At 76.4% G+C, this 19,631-nt stretch carries 14 protein-coding genes; 10 read left to right on the top strand and 4 right to left on the bottom strand.

Translation table 11 applies throughout. From position 1 onward, the window contains the following. The first annotated feature begins 33 nt into the window (after nucleotides 1–33). The gene (locus NXY84_RS01260; protein ID WP_258727086.1) at nucleotides 34–897 is read left to right on the top strand and encodes a methyltransferase; all 864 of its coding nucleotides are present in this window, start codon (nucleotides 34–36) and stop codon (nucleotides 895–897) included. A gap of 18 nt (nucleotides 898–915) precedes the next feature. Here the strand turns inward: NXY84_RS01260 and NXY84_RS01265 are convergent, their stop codons facing one another. After that, the gene (locus NXY84_RS01265) at nucleotides 916–2,427 is read right to left on the bottom strand and encodes an MFS transporter (RefSeq protein WP_258725380.1); all 1,512 of its coding nucleotides are present in this window, start codon (nucleotides 2,425–2,427) and stop codon (nucleotides 916–918) included. 229 nt (nucleotides 2,428–2,656) lie between these two features. Between NXY84_RS01265 and NXY84_RS01270 the strand changes: the two genes are divergently transcribed. The 6 genes from NXY84_RS01270 to NXY84_RS01295 all read left to right on the top strand — a co-directional run bounded on the left by NXY84_RS01270 (nucleotide 2,657) and on the right by NXY84_RS01295 (nucleotide 8,557). After that, nucleotides 2,657–3,124: a hypothetical protein gene (locus NXY84_RS01270; RefSeq protein ID WP_258725381.1), complete on the top strand. Its 468-nt coding sequence runs from the start codon at nucleotides 2,657–2,659 to the stop codon at nucleotides 3,122–3,124. Between the two features lie 151 nt (nucleotides 3,125–3,275). Continuing rightward, nucleotides 3,276–4,745 carry an SPFH domain-containing protein gene (locus tag NXY84_RS01275; protein ID WP_258725382.1) on the top strand — a complete coding sequence of 490 codons (1,470 nt, stop codon included), beginning with the start codon at nucleotides 3,276–3,278 and terminating at the stop codon, nucleotides 4,743–4,745. Between the two features lie 467 nt (nucleotides 4,746–5,212). Beyond that, nucleotides 5,213–6,109, top strand: coding sequence for an aminoglycoside phosphotransferase family protein (locus tag NXY84_RS01280; protein ID WP_258725383.1), 897 nt, complete (start codon nucleotides 5,213–5,215; stop codon nucleotides 6,107–6,109). Between the two features lie 161 nt (nucleotides 6,110–6,270). Next, on the top strand, nucleotides 6,271–6,957 hold the full coding sequence (locus NXY84_RS01285) for an LmeA family phospholipid-binding protein (protein WP_258725384.1): 687 nt from the start codon (nucleotides 6,271–6,273) through the stop codon (nucleotides 6,955–6,957). Nucleotides 6,958–7,017: 60 nt separating this feature from the next. Then, entirely contained in the window at nucleotides 7,018–7,773 is a 756-nt protein-coding gene (locus NXY84_RS01290) for a cysteine hydrolase family protein (protein WP_258725385.1), read from the top strand. A gap of 76 nt (nucleotides 7,774–7,849) precedes the next feature. Then, on the top strand, nucleotides 7,850–8,557 hold the full coding sequence (locus NXY84_RS01295; RefSeq protein WP_258725386.1) for a M50 family metallopeptidase: 708 nt from the start codon (nucleotides 7,850–7,852) through the stop codon (nucleotides 8,555–8,557). A gap of 40 nt (nucleotides 8,558–8,597) precedes the next feature. Here the strand turns inward: NXY84_RS01295 and NXY84_RS01300 are convergent, their stop codons facing one another. Further along, the gene (locus NXY84_RS01300; protein ID WP_258725387.1) at nucleotides 8,598–9,638 is read right to left on the bottom strand and encodes a hypothetical protein; all 1,041 of its coding nucleotides are present in this window, start codon (nucleotides 9,636–9,638) and stop codon (nucleotides 8,598–8,600) included. Then, nucleotides 9,635–9,949, bottom strand: coding sequence for a hypothetical protein (locus tag NXY84_RS01305; protein WP_258725388.1), 315 nt, complete (start codon nucleotides 9,947–9,949; stop codon nucleotides 9,635–9,637). The genes NXY84_RS01300 and NXY84_RS01305 overlap by 4 nt, the downstream gene beginning before the upstream one ends. Nucleotides 9,950–10,218: 269 nt before the next feature. On the opposite strand from NXY84_RS01305, the gene NXY84_RS01310 reads away from it, so the two are divergent. Both NXY84_RS01310 and NXY84_RS01315 read left to right on the top strand, forming a co-directional pair. Next, nucleotides 10,219–10,884, top strand: coding sequence for a DNA alkylation repair protein (locus NXY84_RS01310; protein WP_258725389.1), 666 nt, complete (start codon nucleotides 10,219–10,221; stop codon nucleotides 10,882–10,884). Between the two features lie 111 nt (nucleotides 10,885–10,995). Then, the gene (locus NXY84_RS01315; protein ID WP_258725390.1) at nucleotides 10,996–16,557 is read left to right on the top strand and encodes a DUF4011 domain-containing protein; all 5,562 of its coding nucleotides are present in this window, start codon (nucleotides 10,996–10,998) and stop codon (nucleotides 16,555–16,557) included. A 33-nt stretch (nucleotides 16,558–16,590) separates the two neighbouring features. Here NXY84_RS01315 and NXY84_RS01320 read toward each other — a convergent pair whose 3' ends face one another. Next, entirely contained in the window at nucleotides 16,591–18,147 is a 1,557-nt protein-coding gene (locus NXY84_RS01320; protein WP_258725391.1) for a class I SAM-dependent methyltransferase, read from the bottom strand. 169 nt (nucleotides 18,148–18,316) lie between these two features. On the opposite strand from NXY84_RS01320, the gene NXY84_RS01325 reads away from it, so the two are divergent. Further along, nucleotides 18,317–19,630 carry a TrpB-like pyridoxal phosphate-dependent enzyme gene (locus tag NXY84_RS01325; protein WP_258725392.1) on the top strand — a complete coding sequence of 438 codons (1,314 nt, stop codon included), beginning with the start codon at nucleotides 18,317–18,319 and terminating at the stop codon, nucleotides 19,628–19,630. The last annotated feature ends 1 nt before the right edge of the window (nucleotide 19,631 follow it).

Below are 19,631 nucleotides of genomic sequence, written 5' to 3' on the forward strand. Positions count from 1 at the left end.
CTCGGCGGGCCCGCCGCAGAGACCCGCGCGGATGTGGTGCGCGTGCTGCGTGCCGCCGGGTGCGTGTTCGCCGAGGACGAGGCCGACCTGCTGCTCGCGGAGGCGCGCACGCCCGCGCAGCTCACGGACCTCGTGGCGCGCCGGGTCGCCGGGCTCCCGCTCGAGCAGGTGCTCGGGTGGGCCGCCTTCGCGGGGCTGCGCGTCGTCGTCGAACCCGGGGTGTTCGTGCCGCGACGGCGGTCCGAGCTGCTCGTGCGCGAGGCCGTGCGCCGGCTCGGCCGGCACGGTGCAGGGCCGGACGGGGCGACGGGCGGCCGACCGTCGGACGCCCGGGACGGTGCGCGGGCCGGCGCCGGCGGCACCGCGCACCCGGGCGGCGAGGACGCGCGTCGACCCCCGGTCGTCGTGGACCTGTGCTGCGGGACGGGCGCCGTCGGTGTCGCGGTGCTCGCGCGCGTTCCCGGTGCGGAGCTGCACGCCGCGGACCTCGACCCCGCCGCGGTCCGCTGCGCGCGCCGGAACGTCGAGCCGGTCGGGGGCCACGTGCACGAGGGCGACCTCGACGCGCCGCTGCCGCGCTCGCTGCTCGGCCGGGTCGACGTCCTGGTCGCGAACGCCCCCTACGTGCCCACCGGCGAGATCGCGTTCATGCCGCCCGAGGCCCGCGAGCACGAGACGCCCGTCGCGCTCGACGGCGGTGCCGACGGGGTCGACGTGCACCGCCGCCTGGCCGCGGTCGCCCCGCGGTGGCTCGCGCCGCACGGCCACCTGCTGATCGAGACGAGCGAGCGCCAGGCGCCCGTGACCGCCGACGCGATGGCCCGCGCAGGGCTCGTGCCGGTCGTGGTGCGCGACGAGGAGGTGGACGGCACGGTCGTCGTCGGCCGCGCGGGGTGAGGGCACGGCCGCGTGGCGCTAGCGCCGCGGCACCGTCCGGTGCGAGACGAGCGCGGCGACGAGCGCGACCGCCGCCGCGAGCGCGAACCCCGCGGCGAACGCCCGCAGCTCGGCGGGCCCGCCGAGCGCCGTGAGCAGAGCGCCGCTCAGCGCCAGGACGAGCGCGATGCTCACCGAGTCCATGATCTGGAGCGCCGAGCTGTTGGCGCCCTGGCTCTCGGGCGGCGACAGGCGGAGGGTCAGGATCGACGTCGTCGGGAACGCGAGACCCATGCCGAGCCCCGCGACGGTCCAGCCCACGTAGGCGATCGCGACCGGAGCGGCTGGCACCACGACGAGCGCGACGACGGCGATCCCGACGACCATGCCCCCGGCTCCGACGCGCAGCCACCGGACGTCGGACCACCCGCCGAACCCGCGCCCGCGCAGCCACGAGCCGGTCGACCAGCTGACGGCCGCGCACGTGAGCACCGCGCCCGCCGCCGACGGACCGAGGCCCCGGTGCGTCTGCAGCAGGAGCGGCATGAAGACCTCGGCCGCGGTGAACGCCGCGCTGAGCAGGCCGCGGAGGGCGATGACGGTGGGCAGCCCGCGGGCCGCCCGGAGGGTCCCGGTCGGCAGCATGCGCGGCAGCGTGAGCGCGACGGCCACCCCGCCCGCGACGGTCCACGCGAGCGCCGGCGCGCCCCGCTGCTGACCCCCGTGGTGCAGCGCGAGGACGCCGACGGCGGCGACGACCGAGAGGGCGACGAGGTGCGTCGAGGTGCGGGCGTCGGACCGGCGCGCGTCGGACGGGCCGAGGTCGGCGCCGTCCGACGCCTCCTGCTCGGGCGTGCCGGACGGCACGCTGCCGGCCGCGTCGGGGCCCGACGGGTCCGAGGACGCCGGCGGGGCCTGGCGGATCGCGGCGAGGGAGGGCCACAGGGCGAGCACCGCGGGGACCGCGAGGAGCGGCACGCCGAGGAACACCCACCGCCAGCCGAGCTGCTCGACGATCACGCCGGCGAAGAACGGCCCGATCAGCCCCGGGACGACCCACGCCGCGGCGAACGCCGCGAACACGCGCGGGCGGGTGGCCTCGGGATACACGCGCGCGACGACGACGTAGAGCACGACGCTGTAGAGCCCCGAGCCGACGCCCTGGACGACGCGGCCGGCGACGAGCACGGGCATGCTGCCCGCGAGCCCCGCCACGACGAGCCCGGCCAGGAACAGCGCGACGCCGGTGAGGAGCGGGGCGACGGGGGACCGGCGGTCCGACCACAGGCCCGCGACCGTGAGCCCGACGACGCCCGCCGCGACCGGCCCCGCGAACGCGGTCGCGTACAGCTCGAACCCGCCGAGGTCGGCGACGACGCTCGGCATCGCCGTGGAGACGGCGAGCGCCTCGAACGCGCCGAGGGCGATGAGCGCGAGCATCCCCAGGGTCGTCGCGCGCAGCCCGGGCACGAAGGGGCTCGTGCTCGGCGCCGCCGGGGGCGCGCCGGGTGCGGCGGAGGTCCCGGTGCCGGACGTCTCTGGGTCGGTCACGTGCTCCCCGCGCTCTCGTGGTCCCGACGGCGCTGCGTGCGGTCGGCCAGGTCCACTGTGCCGCGCGCCGCCGACACGCCGCCACCGCGTTTCCTCAGGCCAGGTGCGCGTCGCCCACCCCCAGCCCGGTCGCCGGACGGCCCGCGGGGTCGCCCGGGAAGCGGCTGCGGCGCCCGACGGCGGGCTGCCACACTGTGCGCACACGCCCCCCGCCAGGAAGGTCCTCACCGTGCTCGTCTTCACCGTCCTCGGAGCGCTCGGGCTCGTGCTCCTCGTGGTCTCGCTGGTCTTCGGCGAGATGTTCGACGAGGTCGGCTTCGGCGAGGGCGGGCTCTCCGGCTCGGCGATCGGCATCGGCGCCGTGGTGTTCGGCGCGTCCGGGGTGATCGCCGTCGCGAACGACCTCGGCACCGGGTGGGCGTACGCCATCGCCGTGGCGCTCGCCGCGGTCGCCGCCCTCGTCTCGCAGCGGGTCATCACGGCCCTGGCCGCGAGCGACGACGCCCCGCCGCCCCCGCTCGACGGCGCGTACGGCGTGACCACCGCGACCACGGGACCCGGCGGCGGCGAGGTCCGCCTGGAGGGCGTGCGCGACCTCGAGAACCGCCTCGCGTGGGCCGACGAGACCATCGAGCCCGGGACGCGCGTCGTCGTCGTCGCCGTGTCCGGCTCCCGGGTCCAGGTGACCCGCGCGTGAGCTGACCGCGCGCCACCTCCGTCCGGACCCCCGGTCCGGGCACCCGCACCACCCGCAGCGCCCCAGGCCCGGACCACGTCTCTCCCGCAGCACCCACGCACCGCAGACCGAGCACGCCGACGAAAGGAGCCCCGGGGGACCGGGGACCACCATGGACCAGCTTCTCGACGGGGGTGCCGTAGTCGCTGCGGTCGCCGCCCTGATCATCGCGTTCGTCGCCCTGATCGCCCTCATCACCAAGCGCATCCGCCGCGTGCCGCCGAACGAGGCGCTCATCATCGTCGGTCGCGGCGCCGGCAAGAACGCCGTCGCGACCGACTCGGGTCAGCGCGTCGTCGTCGGCGGGCGCGTGTTCATCTGGCCCGTGCTCCAGCAGGGCTTCCCGATCTCGCTGGAGCAGCGGCAGATCGGCATCACCGTCGAGGGCGTCGACAAGAACCGCATCAAGCTCGCGATCAAGGCGTCGATCAACTTCAAGGTCCGCGGTGACGAGGAGGGCGTGCGGCGTGCGGCCCAGCGCTTCCTGTCCCAGCAGGCGACGCTGAACGACGTCATCAAGGAGTCCCTCGAGGGCTCGCTGCGCGCGATCATCGGCGACATGACGATCGAGCAGATCATCTCCGACCGGAAGTCGCTCCAGGACGCGGTCGTCGCGTCGACCAAGACGGACCTCGCGGAGCAGGGGCTCCAGGTCGACCTGCTCAACATCTCCGACATCTCGACGCCCGGGTCGGACTACCTCGCGAACCTCGGCCGCGCCGAGGCCGCCCGCGCCCGTCAGGTCGCCGAGGTCAAGGAGGCCGAGGCCCAGCAGGTCTCCGAGTTCGCCAAGATCCAGGCGATGGAGCAGATCGCCGCCCGCCAGCGCGACCTGTCGCTCAAGCAGGCCGGCATCAAGGCCGAGACGGACCGCGCCAACGCCGAGGCCGACGCCGCCGGGCAGCTCGCGCGCGCCGAGCAGGACCGCCTGGTCGCCGCGCTGCAGCGTGAGGCGCTCTCCGAGCAGGCCCGCGTGACCGAGGAGCAGCTCGACATCGACGTCCGCAAGCCGGCCGAGGCCGCCGCGTACGCCGCGGTCCAGCAGGCCAACGCCAACCGCGACGCCACGAACGCCGCGACCGAGGCCGACGCGTTCAAGCGCATGCGCATCGCCGAGGCGAACAAGATCGCCGCCGTGCAGGACGCCGAGGCCGCCGCCGAGGCGACGATCCGCGCCGGCAACGCCGACCGCGACCGCCAGCTCGCACAGGCCAAGGCCATCGAGGCGCTCGGTCTCGCGCGCGCCGAGGCGGCCCGCGCCGAGGGCCTGGCCGCCGCCGAGGCCACCAAGGCGCAGGCCGAGGCGCTCCGCGAGCAGGGTGCGGCCGTCCTCGCGCAGCAGGTCATCGCGCTCATGCCGGAGATCGTCCGCGCCGCCGCGGAGCCGATCTCGGGCATCGACAACCTCACCGTCGTCTCGACCGACGGCGCGTCGTCGCTCACCAAGACGGTCGCGCAGGTGCTGAGCGAGGGCCAGGACGTCATCAAGTCCCTCACCGGGCTCGACGTCGGGGCGCTGGTCGGTGGCCAGGCGGGCGGGGTCGGCGGCACGGTCCGCTCGTCGGACGGCGTGCGCTCCTGAGCCTCCGCCGGCGGGGCCGGTCCGGTCCCCGCTGACGACGACGGTCCCGTCGTCGCGTGATCCCGGTGCCCGGGTGCTCGGCTCCTCGCCGCCGCACCCGGGCACCGGTGCGTCCGGGCTGCGGAGGCGTCGTGAGGGAGCCCGCTCGGGCAGGAGCACGGTCCGAGGCAGCCGGCGCGGACGGAGGGTGCCCCGGCGGAGCCGTGCCGGCAGAAGTCGCTCGACGGAGCATGCCGGGGCGGGAGCAGTCCCGACGGAGCACGGCGGGCAGGAGCAGCCCTGACGGAGCACGCCGGGGCAGGAGCAGCCCTGACGGAGCACGCCGGGGCAGGAGCAGTCCCGCCGGAGCGCCCGCGAAAAGGAGCGGCGCGGGAGCCCGCGGTCGGGTGAGGCTGGCACCCGGGGGAGCGACGCCGGGCCGGTGCTCCCTCCAGGAGACCGGTCGGCCCGTCGGGACGGAGGCGCGCGTGGCGGCAGGCCGGATGCACGTGGACGAGGTCGTCGTCGACGCCGCGCTGGTGCGCCGGCTCGTCGCGGAGCAGCACCCGCGGTGGGCGGACCTCCCCGTGGTCCACGCGTCGTCCGCCGGCACGGACAACGCGATGTTCCGGCTCGGCGACGACCTGGCCGTGCGCCTGCCGCGCATCCCGTGGGCGGCGGACGGGGTCGCGCACGAGCAGCGCTGGCTCCCCGTGATCGGCCCGGCGCTCCCCGTGGAGACGCCGGTGCCGCTCGCGCTCGGTGCGCCGGACCACGGCTACCCGTGGCCCTGGTCGGTGTACACGTGGCTCGAGGGCGCGCCGCCCGGCCCCGCGGACGTGACCGAGCAGCTCGTGCACGACCTCGCGGGGTGCCTCGCGGTGCTGCACGCGCTCGACGTGCCCGGCGGGCCCCCGAACCACCGCGGCCTGACCTTAGACGCGCGCGACGCCGTGACGCGGGAGTCGATCGCGGCGATGCGGGGCATGCCGGGCATCGACACGGACGCGGTCACCGCGGTGTGGGACGCGGCGTTCGACCTCCCGACGTGCGAGCCGCCCGGGGTGTGGATCCACAGCGACATCGCCCCGGGCAACCTGCTCGTGCGCGGCGGGCGCCTGACCGGGCTCATCGACTTCGCGGGGGTGAGCCGCGGCGACCGGGCGGTCGACCTCCAGGTGGCCTGGAACCTGCTCCCGCGGGCGCTGCGCCCGGTGCTCCGGGAGGCGCTCGACGTCGACGAGGCCACGTGGCTGCGCAGCCGGGCGTGGTCCCTGTCGCAGGCGTGCCTGCAGCTGCCGTACTACGTCGGGACGAACAAGCCGCTCGCGGCGAACGCGCGGTACGTGATCGGCGAGGTCCTCGCGGACGCCGCGGGCCGGTAGCCAGGGCGGCGGCGGGTGCCCGTCGAGGCGCCCGGGCGCAGGTGTGGACCCGCCGGTCCGCGCGCCGGTGACGCACGGGGGGCGCGGACCTGGTCGCCACGCACGGGTGACCAGGGGACCGACGACCGCCCGGGGTGCCCGCCGGTCCCTACGCTGGCCCGATGGGTGCACGCGGAGTGGTCGTCGGGATCGTCGGGATCGGGGTGCTCGTCGGCGGGCTGCTCGTCGTGGACCGCTACGCGGAGGCCGAGGTCGAGCGCGCGGCGGTCGACCAGCTCGCCGGCCGGCTGGACGTCACGGGCACGCCGACGGTCGAGCTCGGCGGCTTCCCGTTCCTCACGCAGCTCCTCGCAGGGTCGGTCGACGAGGTCGTCGCGCACGCGGACGGCGTGGTGCTCGAGGGCACCGACCTGGTCGACGTCGAGGCGACCGCCACGGGCGTGACCACGTCGGAGCCGTACACCGCGGCGCGGGTCCGGTTCACGGGGACGGTGCCGACCGCGTCGCTCGAGCAGCTCGTGCGCGACCACAGCGAGGTCGACGCGGACCTCGCGACCGACGGCGCGGAGCTCGTCGCGTCCGGCTCGGTGCTCGGCCTCGAGCTGTCCGCCCGTCTCGCCCCGTCGGTCGTCGAGGGCGCGCTGCAGGTCGGGGTGACGACCGTGAGCATCGGGGGCGTCTCGGTCGACGTCGCCGACCTGCCGGGACGCCTCGAGGACCGGCTCAGCGGCATCCCCGTGCCGCTCGACGGGCTGCCGGAGGGCGTCGCGCTGAGCGAGGTCCAGGTGGTGCCCGAGGGGGCCCGCATCGTGGCCGTCGGGCAGGACGTCGCGCTGACCGCTCCCTGACGGCCCGGCCGCCGTCCCCGGCGGCACCCCACGTCCAGCACGACGAGACGGAGAGGCGACATGCACCGGCTGCGCGCACCGCTGTCCCCGGACGACGCGACGCCGCCGGGGGTGACGGTTCACGCGGCCCGGGAGGTCGACCCCGAGACGGCCCCGCGGTTCGCGACGTCCGCGCTCGTGACCATCGACCTGCAGCAGGACTTCCTCAGCGACCGCCCCTACGGCGTCCCCGGCACCACGGAGGTCGTCCCGGCCGTGGCGCGCCTCGTCGAGGCGTTCCGTGCTGCGGGCCGGCCCGTCGTCCACGTCGTGCGGCTGTACCTGCCGGACGGGAGCAACGCCGACCGGCCCCGGCGCTCGCTCCTGGCGTCCGGCGCGTCCGTCGTGCTGCCGGGCAGTCCCGGGAGCGGCCTGGCCCCGGGGCTGACGCCGCACGCGGCGCCGCTCGACCACGAGCGCCTGCTGGCCGGCGCTCCCCAGGAGCTGGCCGACCGCGAGCTGGTGGTCTACAAGCCGCGGTGGGGCGCGTTCTACGAGACCCCGCTCCACGACCTGCTCGGACGCTGGGGCGTCGACACGGTGGTGGTCGCGGGGTGCAACCTGCCGAACTGCCCGCGCGCGAGCGTCATCGAGGCGAGCGAGCGCGACTACCGGGTCGTCGTCGTGCGGGACGCGATCTCGCGCACGTCCGAGCAGGGGCTCGCGGAGATCGCGGGCATCGGCGCGCACCTGATGACGACCGACGACGTCGCCGCGCAGGTCGCCGGCGCCGCGCAGCCCGCGACGCCGCACGGGCACGGGACGTCCGCGGGCTGACCGGCGGCGCGGCTCGGCCGGTGTCGTGTCAACACCACCCCTTCGGATCTGGTTGGCTGCGCACCGGAGGTGATCCGTGGACCTGATCAGCGAGATCTGGCAGCGCGCGACCAGCACGCAGGCCCCGGCCGTCCCGGCCGTCGTCGTCGTCACGGCGGGGGTGGCGCTGCTGTGCCTCGCCCTGCCGAGGCTGTGGCACCTGACGCGGCACGCGCTGACGATCGTGCACGAGGGCGCGCACGCGACGGTGGCGGTCCTCACGGGCCGGCGGCTCGCGGGGATCCGGCTGCACTCGGACACGTCGGGGCTGACGGTGTCGGTGGGGCGGCCGCGCGGGCCGGGCATGGTCGCGACGGCGTTCGCGGGGTACGTCGGGCCGGCGGTCCTCGGGCTCGGCGCAGCGTGGCTGCTCGGGCGGGGGTACGCCGTCGGGCTGCTCTGGCTGCTCGTGCTCGCCCTCGCGCTCCTGCTCCTGCAGATCCGCAACTGGTACGGGCTGTGGACGGTGCTCGTCAGCGGTGTCGTGCTCGTCGGCGTGACGTGGTGGGCGCCGCTGGAGTGGCAGGTGACGTTCGCCTACACGGTCACGTGGTTCCTGCTGCTCGGTGCGCCGCGCGCGGTGCTCGAGCTGCAGCACTCGCGCCGCCGGGCCCGGGGGCGCGGGCAGTCCGACGCGGACATCCTCGGGAACCTCACGCGGACGCCCGGGATCCTGTGGGTCGGGATCTTCCTGGTGGTGACGCTCGGCGCTCTCGCCCTCGGGGCGTTCTGGCTCGTCGGCTGACCCCGCTCACCGGCGCGCCCACGGCGCCCGGGCACCGGCGTCAGCCGGCGAGCGCCTCCGCCGCGAGCCGGACGCGCTCGCGGCCCCACGCGGCGAACGCGTCGAGCACGGCCCGGTGCTCCGCGGCGAGCGCGCGCTCGGCCCTGTAGAGGACGGTGACGTAGGTGTCCACGAGGTCGGTCTCGTCCTTGCACCCGACGTCGGCGACCGCCTGCTCGACGAGCTCGGGGGTCACCGGGTCGGTGCTGGCCGGCACGGGGACCGCGTCGAGGTCGTACCCCCGGCGCGCCATGCACGCGACCCACCCGTCGAGCGCGCGCACGACCGCGGGGTTCCCTTCCGCGCGCTGGAGCGCCTCGCCGTAGAGCCGCTCCTGGATGCGCCGGTCGACGGCCGGGTCCGCCGGCGTGACCCGGCCGAACGCCCACCCGCTGCAGCCGCCGTCCGGCGCGTCGGCGTCGGGTGCGCCCTCGCCTGTCAGCGCCGCGACGTAGGCGGGGTCGGGCGTGCGGGCCGCCTCGCGCTCGAGGCGCGCGCGCTCGGCGAGCCGGGCGTCGACGTCGAGCACCTGGTAGCCCGTCGCTCGCGCCCGGTCGAGGCCGACGAGCCCGAGGAACCCGCCCCAGTGGGTCACGGGCTCGCCGAGGACGCCGTCGGCTCCGCCCGCGTCGCCGTCGCCACCCGTCCCGCCGTCGCCCGCCGCGTCGTCACCGCCGCCCGCGTCGCGCTCGACCGTGAAGCCGTGCTCCGCCATGCACCGCGCCGTCAGCTCCTCGACGGCGCGCGCGACGGTGCCGGCCTCCGCGGAGCTCCACCCCCACGCGTCGAGCGGGGGCGGCCCGTGCTCCGCGAGCAGGCGCAGGTTCCCCGACGGGTCCGCGTCCGGACCCGACGCCGCCGGCTCCGGGCCGTCCGGCGCCGGGGTGCCGGGGAGCGACGTGGGGCTACCGGCGCGGGGCTCGACCCGGCCCGGGCCGCACCCGGCCGACCCGGCCACCAGCACCGCAGCGAGCACCGCGGCGACCAGGGCGGGGACCGCACGGCGCCGGGCGCACCCGGGCACCGCCGTCGCGCCCCTCACGAGATCAGGAACGACCCGCTCCACCCGACCGCGCCGGTGACGAGGTTCCGGTTCCGCGCCCAGAGCGACGACGTCCCGGTGCCCCACTGGTTGCTGTAGGAGTAGGTGCTGCCCCGGGCGAGGCCGAGGCGTTCGGCTCCCTGCCCGGGGTACCCGGCGCCGACCACGCCCGCGTACGTGTAGGGCTCGGTGCGGATGCGGACCCCGTCGTGCAGGTAGTCGTACGCCTGCGCCGGTGTCGCGGCGGCGAGCCCGCCGAGCGCCAGCGCGGCGGACAGGGTCAGGGTGGTGATGGTGCGTCTGCTGTGCATGCTCGTACCTCGTCGTCGTGGCATGTGCCGCAGGCCCCCCGCGGCTGGCACGACCGTAGGGGCGCGACGCGTCGGCGGGCAAAGGCAGACGTCAGCGCCGTGGCGTGGGGACCGGTCCCGGATCACCCGGCGAAAAGTGCCCGCGACGCCCGGTAGTAGGTTAATGTTTCAACCAGAAGGCCCGTTGCCTGCCCCCTGCGCAACGGGTCTTCTTCATGCCCGGAGTCGCTCGGTACCGTCCTCGTCGAGGGACGACCGGGAGGTGCGCGATGGCAGGACCCACCGTGGAGTCGGTGCGGGCGGCGCTCGCCGAGGCCGCCGACGAGGACGAGCGGGCGAAGATCGCGAAGCGCCTGACGGACGACCGGACCACGGTGGTCGGCGTGCGGATGCGGACCGTCTTCGCGATCGCGCAGGCGCACGCCGCGATGGAGCTGAGCGACGTCGACCGGCTCCTCGAAAGCGACGCGTACGAGGAGCGCATGGTCGCGGTCAGCGTGCTCGACTTCCGGGCGCGCCACCCGCGGATCACCGACGACGAGCGCCGCGCGCTCTACGAGCTGTGGGTGCGGCGCCTCGACCGGATCGACACGTGGGACTACATCGACCGCTCCGCTCCCCGCGTCGTCGGGCTCTACCTGCTCGACCGCCCGCGCGACGTCCTGTTCGACCTCGCCCGCTCGGCGGACCGCTGGCACCGCCGAGCCGCGGTCGTCGCCGCGTACGCGATCATCCGGTCCGGCGACCTCGACGACCCGCTCGCGCTGTGCGAGCTCCTCGCCGCGGACCCGGAGCGGTTCGTCCAGACCGCCGTGGGGACCGCGCTGCGCGAGATCGGGTACGTCGACCGGGCCCGTCTCGAGGACTTCCTCGACCGGCGCGGCGCCGACCTGATCGCCGAGGCCCGGCGCACCGCCCGCACGGCGCTGCGCTGACCGACGGGCGCAGACCAGCGGCGCTGACCCACCGCCGCGGGCTTGTACGGCCGCCGCCCCACCGGCGCGGGCCTGCGCCGCTGTCGCCCCGCCGGGCTAGCCTCGCACTCGATGCCTGACGAGAGCTCCCCGAGCACCCTGCCGCCCGCCCCGCCGAGCCCGGTGCGCCGCGCGGGCACGACCGTCGAGGTCGACGCCGCGCCCGTGCTCTCCTACCCGATGGCGCACAACCGGCTCCCCGTCGTGAGCCGCATCGCGGTGCACCACACGGGTCCGGCGGTGCGGGGCGCGGTCGTGCAGGTCGAGGTGCGGGACGTCGAGGGGCGCGTCGGCACGCCGTGGGAGCAGCTCGTCGACCTGGAGACCGACGCGCAGACCGTCCTGACCGACGTCGACCTGCGCCTCGACCCCGCGGCGGTCCTGCAGATCGAGGAGCAGCGGCCCGCGCAGGTCGTGGTGCAGGTGCTCGGCGAGGAGGACCTGCTCGCGGAGCGGACCGTGCACGTCGACCTGCTCGCGCCGCGGCAGTGGCTCGCGGTGCCGCCGGTGCTCGCGATGGAGCTGCTCGCGGCGTTCGTCATGCCGAACCACCCGGCGGTGCGGACGCTCGTCGACGAGGCGTGCGTGCTCCTGGCCGAGCGGACGGGCGACGCGTCCACGGCCGGGTACCAGCAGGGTCCCGAGCGGGTCGACGCGGCCGTCGCCGCGGTGCTCGACGCGATGACGGCGCGCGGCATCCGGTACAGCGAGCCGCCCGCGTCGTGGTCGGACGTCGGGCAGAAGGTCCGCACGCCCGAGGAGGTGCTCGACGGGCGCGTCGGGACCTGCCTCGACACCGTCGTGACGATGGCCGCGGCGCTCGAGCACGTCGGGGTGCGCCCGCTGCTGTGGCTCGTCGAGGGGCACGCGTTCCTCGGGTACTGGCGCGAGGAGGCGGCGCTCGCGGCGATCGCGCAGCGCGAGGTGCCGGACGTCGCCGCGGTGGTCAACCTCGTCGACCTCGGGCTCGTCCGGCTCGTCGAGACGACCCTCGTGACCGCGCGCGGCGACGCGGCCGGCGCCGCCCGCCCGGGTCCGGTGACGGCCGCCCAGGCGCACGACGCCGCGTACGCGCGCTGGCTGACCGGTGACCTCGCGCGCGTGCTCGGCGTGGTCGACGTGTGGCGGGCCCGCCGCGCGGGGGTCCTGCCGCTGCCCGCGCACACCCGCGCTGCGGACGGCACCGTGACGATCACCGAGTACCGGCCGGGGGAGGACCGCACGACCGTCCCGCAGCGCGAGGCGGCCGACGCCGACGTGCGCCCCGCCGCTACGGGGACGCTGGGCCGGGCGCCCGTGCCGCCGCGCGTCGCGCAGTGGAAGAACTCGTTGCTCGACCTGTCGCTGCGCAACCGGCTCGTGCACTTCACGCCGCGGTCGGGGATCGCGCTCGCGGTGCCCGCCGGGGGCCTCGGGGCCGTCGAGGACGCGCTGCACGACGGCCGCGCGGTGCACCTGCTGCCCGCCGACCAGCTCGACGAGGTGCAGCGTGCGCGTGGTGCCACGAGCGGCCGCGACCTGCCGCCCGAGCAGCGTGCCGAGCTCTTCGCCCGGCGCCAGGCGCTCTACACCGACCTGCCCGCCGCCGGGTACGCGACGCGGCTGCGGGGGCTCGCGTACAAGGCGCGCACCGTCGTCGAGGAGACCGGCGCCAACAACCTCTACCTCGCGTCGGGCTCGCTGGTCTGGACGCTCGACGGCCGCGAGCTGCGGTCGCCGCTCGTGCTCACGCCGGTCCGGCTGGTGACGCGCTCGCGCGAGCACGCGTACCGCCTCGAGCTCGACGAGACGGGCGCGAGCACCCCGAACTACTGCCTGCTCGAGAAGCTGCGCCAGGTGCACGGGCTCACCGTCCCGGGCCTCGCGGAGCCCGCGCTCGACGGCGCCGGGATCGACGTCGACGCCGCGCTGCTCGCCCTGCGCACGGCGCTCGCGACCGAGGGCCTCGGCTACCGCGTCGAGGAGACCGCCGACCTCGCGATCCTGCAGTTCGCGAAGTTCCGGCTCTGGAAGGACCTCGACGAGCACTGGGACGTGCTGACGCAGAACCCGCTGGTCCGGCACCTCGTGGAGTCGCCGACGGCCGTGTTCGCGGACCCCGCCCCCGAGCCTGCGGCGGTCGACCTCGACGAGCTCGCGGCGGCGTGCCCGGTGCCCGCGGACGCCTCGCAGCTCGACGCCGTCGCGCACGCGGTCGCCGGCCGCACGTTCGTGCTCGAGGGCCCGCCCGGCACGGGCAAGTCCCAGACCATCACGAACCTGCTGACCCGGGCCGTGGCCGAGGGCCGCCGGGTGCTGTTCGTCGCCGAGAAGCGCGCGGCGCTCGACGTGGTCCGCGCGCGGCTCGACGAGGTCGGCATGGGGCCGTTCTCGCTCGACCTGCACGACAAGGGCAGCAAGCCCTCGGCGGTCCGCGCGCAGGTCCGCACCGCGCTCGAGCACGTCGTCGAGGTCGACGAGGAGGGGCTGGCCGCCGAGCAGGAGACGCTCCGCGCGGCCCGCCGGGCCCTCGCCCGCTACGCCGAGCGGCTGCACGAGCCCAACGGCGTCGGGCTGTCGTTCTACTCGGCGCGCACGAGCCTGCTCGCGCTGACCGAGGGTGCGGGGCGCCGGCGCGTGCCGGGCACCGCGGGTACCGGGGGCGCGGCGGCGCCGCCGGCCGTCGGGACGACCGAGGTGCTGCCCGTGCCCGTCGAGCTCGTGACGACGGGCGCCCCCGAGGTCCCCGCGCTGCGGCGCGCGCTCGAGCTGCTGCCCGACACCGCCGACCCGGTGCGCCCGCGCCCCGACCACCCGTGGGGCTTCGTCGGGCTCGCCGACCCGCAGCGCCTCGACGTGACCGCCGTGGGACGGGCGGTCGCCGACGTCGACGCGGCGCTCGCCCCGGCGCGGGCCCTGAGCGGGACGACCGCCACGGTGCTCGCCGCCGCGCGGACGCACGAGGACCTCGAGGTGCTCGCCGACCTCGGCGCCGCCCCGCCGGTCCGCGTCGAGACGCTCGACGAGACCCGCACCGAGCGCTGGCGCACGACCGCGGCCCGGCTCGTCGAGGAGATCGCCGCGTTCCCCGCGACGGCCGCCGCCGAGCACCACGGGCTCGCGCTCGCCGTCCCCGCGGCGCTCGACCTGCCGCTCGCCGACCTCGCCCGCCAGGCGCAGGCCGCCGCGTCGTCGGGGTGGTGGGGTCGCCGCGGCCGGCTGCTCGCGGTCGGTGCGCAGCTCCAGCCCGGGCTCCGGCCGGGGACGACGCTCAAGGCCGGGCAGGTGCTCGACGTCGCCGCGTCGCTCGCCCGCGTGCAGGTCGCGGTCCAGACGCTCGCGTTCCGGGTGCAGGGGCTCGCCGGCGTGACGCTCCCGGCGGGCTGGAACCCGCTGCTGCCCGAGGCGCTCGAGACGGTGCAGAGCCAGGTCGCGTGGCTCACGTGGGCCGGCGAGGCCGTCGACCCCGACGGCGGGGACCCCACGGCGGACCCGTTCGTGCGCGCGCTGCGGGCGTTCGTCGACGACGTCGCGCGCCTCCCGCTCCTCCCGGCCGACGTCGCCGTGCTCGAGCGCGCCTCCCGGACGACGACGGCGCTCGCGGCAACCGTCCAGGCCACGACCCGGCAGGTCGCCCGGTGGACGACGCCCGACGGGTTCGTCGCGCGCTGGACGGCGACGGCGGCGGAGCGCGTCGGGGGCGCGGGCGCCGGGGTCTCGCCGGCTGCGGGACTCGGCGACGGGTGGGACGTCGACGACGCCGAGCCGGCGGCGGTCGCGGGCTCGGCGGGGATCGACCCGCTCCCGCTGCAGCGCTGGGTCGCGTTCGTCGGGGCGCTCGAGCCCCTGCGCCGCGCCCGCCTCACCTCGGCGCGGGAGCTGCTGCTCGTCGGCGCGGTCGACGCTGCGGACGCCGTGCGGGCCCTCGACCGGGGGATCGCGATTGCGTCGGCCCGCGAGCGCCGCACCGCGACGGGCCTCGACGGCTTCGACCCCGTCGCGCACGGCCGCGCGATCGGCCGCTTCCTGTCCTCCGCCGCGGCCGTCCGCGACCACCAGCGCACCGCGCTCCCGCGCGAGGTCACGGCGGCGCGTCCGTTCGACGCGTCGTCGGCGCAGGGCGACATGGGAGGGCTCGTGCGCGAGCTCGCCCGGCAGCGCGGCGGGCTCGGCGTGCGCGGGCTCATGGCGACGTACGGCGAGCTCCTCACGCAGGTCATGCCGTGCGTGCTCGTGAGCCCCGACTCGCTCGCCCGGTTCTTCCCGGCGCGCGCGGGCCTGTTCGACCTCGTGGTGTTCGACGAGGCGTCCCAGATCCGGGTGGCCGACGCCGTCGGCGCGATGGGCCGGGCGCGCGCGGTCGTCGTGGTCGGGGACTCCAAGCAGATGCCGCCGACGTCGTTCGCCGAGGTCACGGGTGGGAGCGACGAGGAGGGCGCCGAGGGCGGCGTGGACCCGGAGACCGCGGACGGGCTCGTGGAGGGCGTGCTCACGGGCGCCCTGGCCGTCGAGGACGAGGAGAGCATCCTGTCCGAGTGCGTGCAGGCGCGCGTGCCCCGCCGGTGGCTGTCGTGGCACTACCGCAGCCAGGACGAGTCGCTCATCGCGTTCAGCAACCACCAGTACTACGAGGACCGGCTCAGCTCGTTCCCCGCGCCGACGTCCGGCGCCGCCGACCCCGGGCCCGGCGGCTACGGCGTGAGCCTCGTGCGGGTCGACGGGACGTTCCACCGCACCGCTCGACGGGGCGGGCCGGGGGAGAGCACCGCGGGGCTGCTGCGCACCAACCCGGTCGAGGCCCGCGCCGTGGTCGACGAGATCCGCCGCCGCTTCGACGCCGCACCGGACGGCCTGCCGTCGATCGGGGTCGTCACGTTCAACGCCCCGCAGCGCGCGCTCATCGAGGCGCTGCTGCGGGACTCGGGCGACGAGCGGCTCGCCGACGCGCTCGAGCGCAGCGGCTCCGCGGGCGGCTCGGACGAGGGGCTGTTCGTCAAGAACCTCGAGAACGTCCAGGGCGACGAGCGCGACACGATCCTGTTCTCGACCGCGTTCTCGGTGAACGACCGCGGGTACCTCCCGCTCAACTTCGGGCCGCTCAACCGCGACGGCGGCGAGCGCCGGCTCAACGTCGCGGTCACCCGGGCACGGCGCCAGGTCGTCGTGTTCTCGTCGTTCGACCCCGAGCAGCTGCGCGCCGAGGAGACCCAGAGCGTCGGCATCAAGCACCTGCGCGCGTACCTGGACCTCGCGGCGAGCCGGTCGCGCGCGACGACCGTCCCGGCACGGCGCTCCTCGGCGGTCGACCGGCACCGCGAGCAGGTCGCGGAGGCGCTGCGCGAGCGGGGGATCGCGGTCCGCACCGACGTGGGTCTCTCGGACTTCCGCGTCGACCTCGCGCTGGCCGACGCCGCCGCCCCGGGGCGCCCGCTCGTCGCGGTCCTCCTCGACGGGCCCGGCTGGGCCGCACGGCGCACGGTCGGCGACCGCGACGGGCTGCCGACCGAGGTGCTCTCGCGCCTGCTGCGCTGGCCGGCGGTCGAGCGCGTGTGGCTGCCCGCGTGGCTCGCGACGCCCGGGGACGTGCTGGACCACCTCGTCGGGGCGGTGGAGCGGGCGGCGGCGGAGGCGGCGGTGGACCGCGCGTCGGCCTAGCGGTCGACCCGGCCGTCGCCGGGCAGCGGCGGTCTACAGCGGGCGCCGCGCCACGAACGTCACGTGCGTGTCCGGCCACTCGACGGGCTCGCCGGTCGCGGCGTCCCGCAGCGCGGCCCCGACGGACAGCCGGTTCTCGACGAGCCACTCGTTGCGCCACGGCCCGCTCGCGGGGTCGACCACGAACCCGACGCCCTCGAGCAGCGCGACCCAGTCGGGCCACGTCATGTCGCAGAACCGCTCGTGGCACTCGGACAGCCAGGAGTCCACGTAGTCGCGCGTGTACAGGAACTCCGCCGCGGCCCGCAGCGTGAGCTCCGCGACCGAGCCGTCCACCCACCGCACGTCGCACGCGCCGCCGGACAGCGCCGGGAAGTCCTGGGCGAGCTGCACGAGCCGCTCGGCGGGCGAGAGCGCGGCGACGTGCGCGGCGACGGCCTCGCGCGTCCACCCGCTCAGGTCCACGGGCTCGGCACCGGCGCTCGTGCCGTCGAGCGCGAGGTGCACGAGCCGGTCCCCGTCGAGCGGGCCCAGCACGTCGGAGCACACCCACACCCCGCCGGGCGCGGTGTGCTCGTAGATCCGCTTCGCGAGCAGCTCGAGGTCGTCGCGCCCGGCGCCGTAGCTCGAGATCTCGTGGGTCAGCGCGACGGTCAGGGTCGTGCTGACCGTCGCCGCCGGGAACACCGGGGAGCGCAGCAGGTTCCGCTGCGCGAAGAAGACGTTCGGGTTCGCGAAGACGCCCTGCGCGCGCCGGTGCTCGGCCTCGGCGACGAGGTGGCGCGAGATGTCCACCCCGTACAGGTCGGACTCGGCGAGCCGGGGGTCGCGGGACGCGCGCTCGAGCAGCCCGCCGGCCGCGCAGCCGAGGTCGACGACGCGGCCGGGCACGACGAACGGCGCCACCAGGTCCCACTTGCGGTCGGACGCGTCGTCGAACGCCGCGGTGTACGTGCGGTAGTCGCGCGTCGTCGTGAGGTCGCCCTCGGTCGAGACGGTCGGGTCCTCGTGGATCAGCGTGATCGCGGCGTCGAGCCGGTACCGGTCGTAGAAGTGCACGACCTCGGGGTGCGCGAGGTCCCGCCAGCGCTCGTCACCCGTGGCGAGGAGCTCGAGGACGTCCCAGGGGCGGTCCGGCACGACGTCGCACGCGTCCTCGACCGGGACGACGCGGAAGCCCAGGTCGGCGTACATCGCGGCGACCTCGGGCGTCGAGCACGCGACGACCGTGTCGAGCGGCGTGGCCGTCACGCCCGTCGTCAGCTCGACGCTCGCGAGGACGGTGCGCGCGAAGCGCGGGCTCGGCGGGACGTCGGCGACGGGCGCCACGACCGAGGGCAGCCCCTCGACGGCCGTGACCCGCTCGATCATCGCCTCGCGCCGGTGGGCCGGGAGCGGGTTGCGCCGCGTGCCGCTGTGGGTGGCCGACGTGACGGCCCAGACGACGTTCGCGTCGAGGTCGCACTCCACCGGCTCGCCCGCGGAGTCCGCGAGCTCCCCGCCGAGCAGCGCGTGCAGGTACGCCGTCTGGAACCGGGTCACCAGGTGGTGCCGGCCGGGGAGCAGGACGTGACGGACGCGCGCGGGCATGGCGAGCAGGATGCCACTCCTGGACACCCGTCCGGGCGAGGGGTCCCCCGGACGGCGCAGCGTCACCCGGCCCGTCGCGGCCCGGACCGCCCGGCGCCTCGGCGCTACGCTCGCGGCGACAGACGGCTCACCGGGCCCGCGCGCGGACCCCGCACAGAGACGGACGGCGATGGCGCTCACCGACGAGACCCCCGTGACGGCCCGCAGCACCGACCCGCTGGGGACGGTGATCCCCTCGACCGTCCCGACGCACTGGTACAACCTCGCCGCCGACCTCCCCGAGCCCGTCCCGCCGCACCTGCACCCCGGCACGCGGGAGCCGCTCGGGCCCGCGGACCTGGCGCCGCTGTTCCCGGCGGCGCTCATCGCGCAGGAGGTCTCCACCGAGCGCTACGTCGAGATCCCGCAGACGGTCCGCGAGATCTACGCGCTCTGGCGCCCCTCGCCCCTGATCCGGGCAGCGCGGCTCGAGCGGGCGATCGGGACGCAGGCCCGGATCTACTACAAGTACGAGGGCGTGAGCCCGGTCGGCTCGCACAAGCCGAACACCGCCGTCGCGCAGGCGTACTACAACGCGGTCGAGGGGATCACCCGCCTGACCACCGAGACGGGCGCGGGCCAGTGGGGTGCGTCGCTGTCGATGGCGTGCGCGCTGCTCGGGCTCACGTGCGAGGTGTGGCAGGTGCGGGCGTCCTACGACGCGAAGCCTTACCGGCGGTTCCAGATGGAGACGTACGGCAGCGTGTGCCACCCGTCGCCGTCGGACCTGACCGAGGCCGGGCGCGCGATCCTCGCCGAGCACCCCGACACGACCGGGTCCCTGGGCATGGCGATCAGCGAGGCCGTCGAGGCCGCGGTCAAGGACCCGGGCGCGCACTACTCGCTCGGCAGCGTGCTCAACCACGTGATGCTGCACCAGAGCGTGATCGGCCAGGAGGTGCTCGTGCAGCTCGCCGACGCGGGCGAGCGGCAGGCGGACATCGTGTTCGGCTGTGCGGGCGGCGGCTCGAACCTCGCGGGGCTGACGTTCCCGCTCCTCGGGCAGAACCTGCGCGACGGGACGACGACGCGCGTCGTCGCGTGCGAGCCGGCGGCGTGCCCGTCGCTGACGCAGGGCGAGTACCGCTACGACCACGGCGACGTCGCCGGTCTGACGCCGCTGCTCAAGATGCACACGCTCGGCAAGGACTTCGTGCCGCCGTCGATCCACGCGGGCGGCCTGCGCTACCACGGCATGGCGCCGATGGTCTCGCACGCGGTGAACCTCGGGCTCATGGAGGCCGTCGCGGTGGACCAGGACACCGCGTTCGCCGCCGGCGTCGAGTTCGCGCGCGCCGAGGGGATCGTCCCGGCGCCCGAGTCGACGCACGCCGTCGCCGCCGCGCTCGCGCACGCGCGGTCGGTCACCGAGCCGGAGGTCGTCGTGATCGGGCTGTCGGGCAACGGCGTGCTGGACCTGCCGGCGTACGCGTCGTACGTGTGAG

The sequence above is a fragment of the Cellulomonas sp. NS3 genome (genome assembly GCF_024757985.1).
In the GTDB taxonomy this organism is placed as follows: domain Bacteria; phylum Actinomycetota; class Actinomycetes; order Actinomycetales; family Cellulomonadaceae; genus Cellulomonas_A.

Excerpts from the sequence above, each read along its gene's own strand:
- NXY84_RS01275 (WP_258725382.1), top strand. The coding sequence starts at position 3,276 with ATGGACCAGCTTCTCGACGGGGGTGCCGTAGTCGCTGCGGTCGCCGCC.
- NXY84_RS01285 (WP_258725384.1), top strand. The coding sequence starts at position 6,271 with ATGGGTGCACGCGGAGTGGTCGTCGGGATCGTCGGGATCGGGGTGCTC.
- NXY84_RS01290 (WP_258725385.1), top strand. The coding sequence starts at position 7,018 with ATGCACCGGCTGCGCGCACCGCTGTCCCCGGACGACGCGACGCCGCCG.
- NXY84_RS01305 (WP_258725388.1), bottom strand. The coding sequence starts at position 9,949 with ATGCACAGCAGACGCACCATCACCACCCTGACCCTGTCCGCCGCGCTG.
- NXY84_RS01310 (WP_258725389.1), top strand. The coding sequence starts at position 10,219 with ATGGCAGGACCCACCGTGGAGTCGGTGCGGGCGGCGCTCGCCGAGGCC.
- NXY84_RS01315 (WP_258725390.1), top strand. The coding sequence starts at position 10,996 with ATGCCTGACGAGAGCTCCCCGAGCACCCTGCCGCCCGCCCCGCCGAGC.
- NXY84_RS01320 (WP_258725391.1), bottom strand. The coding sequence starts at position 18,147 with ATGCCCGCGCGCGTCCGTCACGTCCTGCTCCCCGGCCGGCACCACCTG.
- NXY84_RS01325 (WP_258725392.1), top strand. The coding sequence starts at position 18,317 with ATGGCGCTCACCGACGAGACCCCCGTGACGGCCCGCAGCACCGACCCG.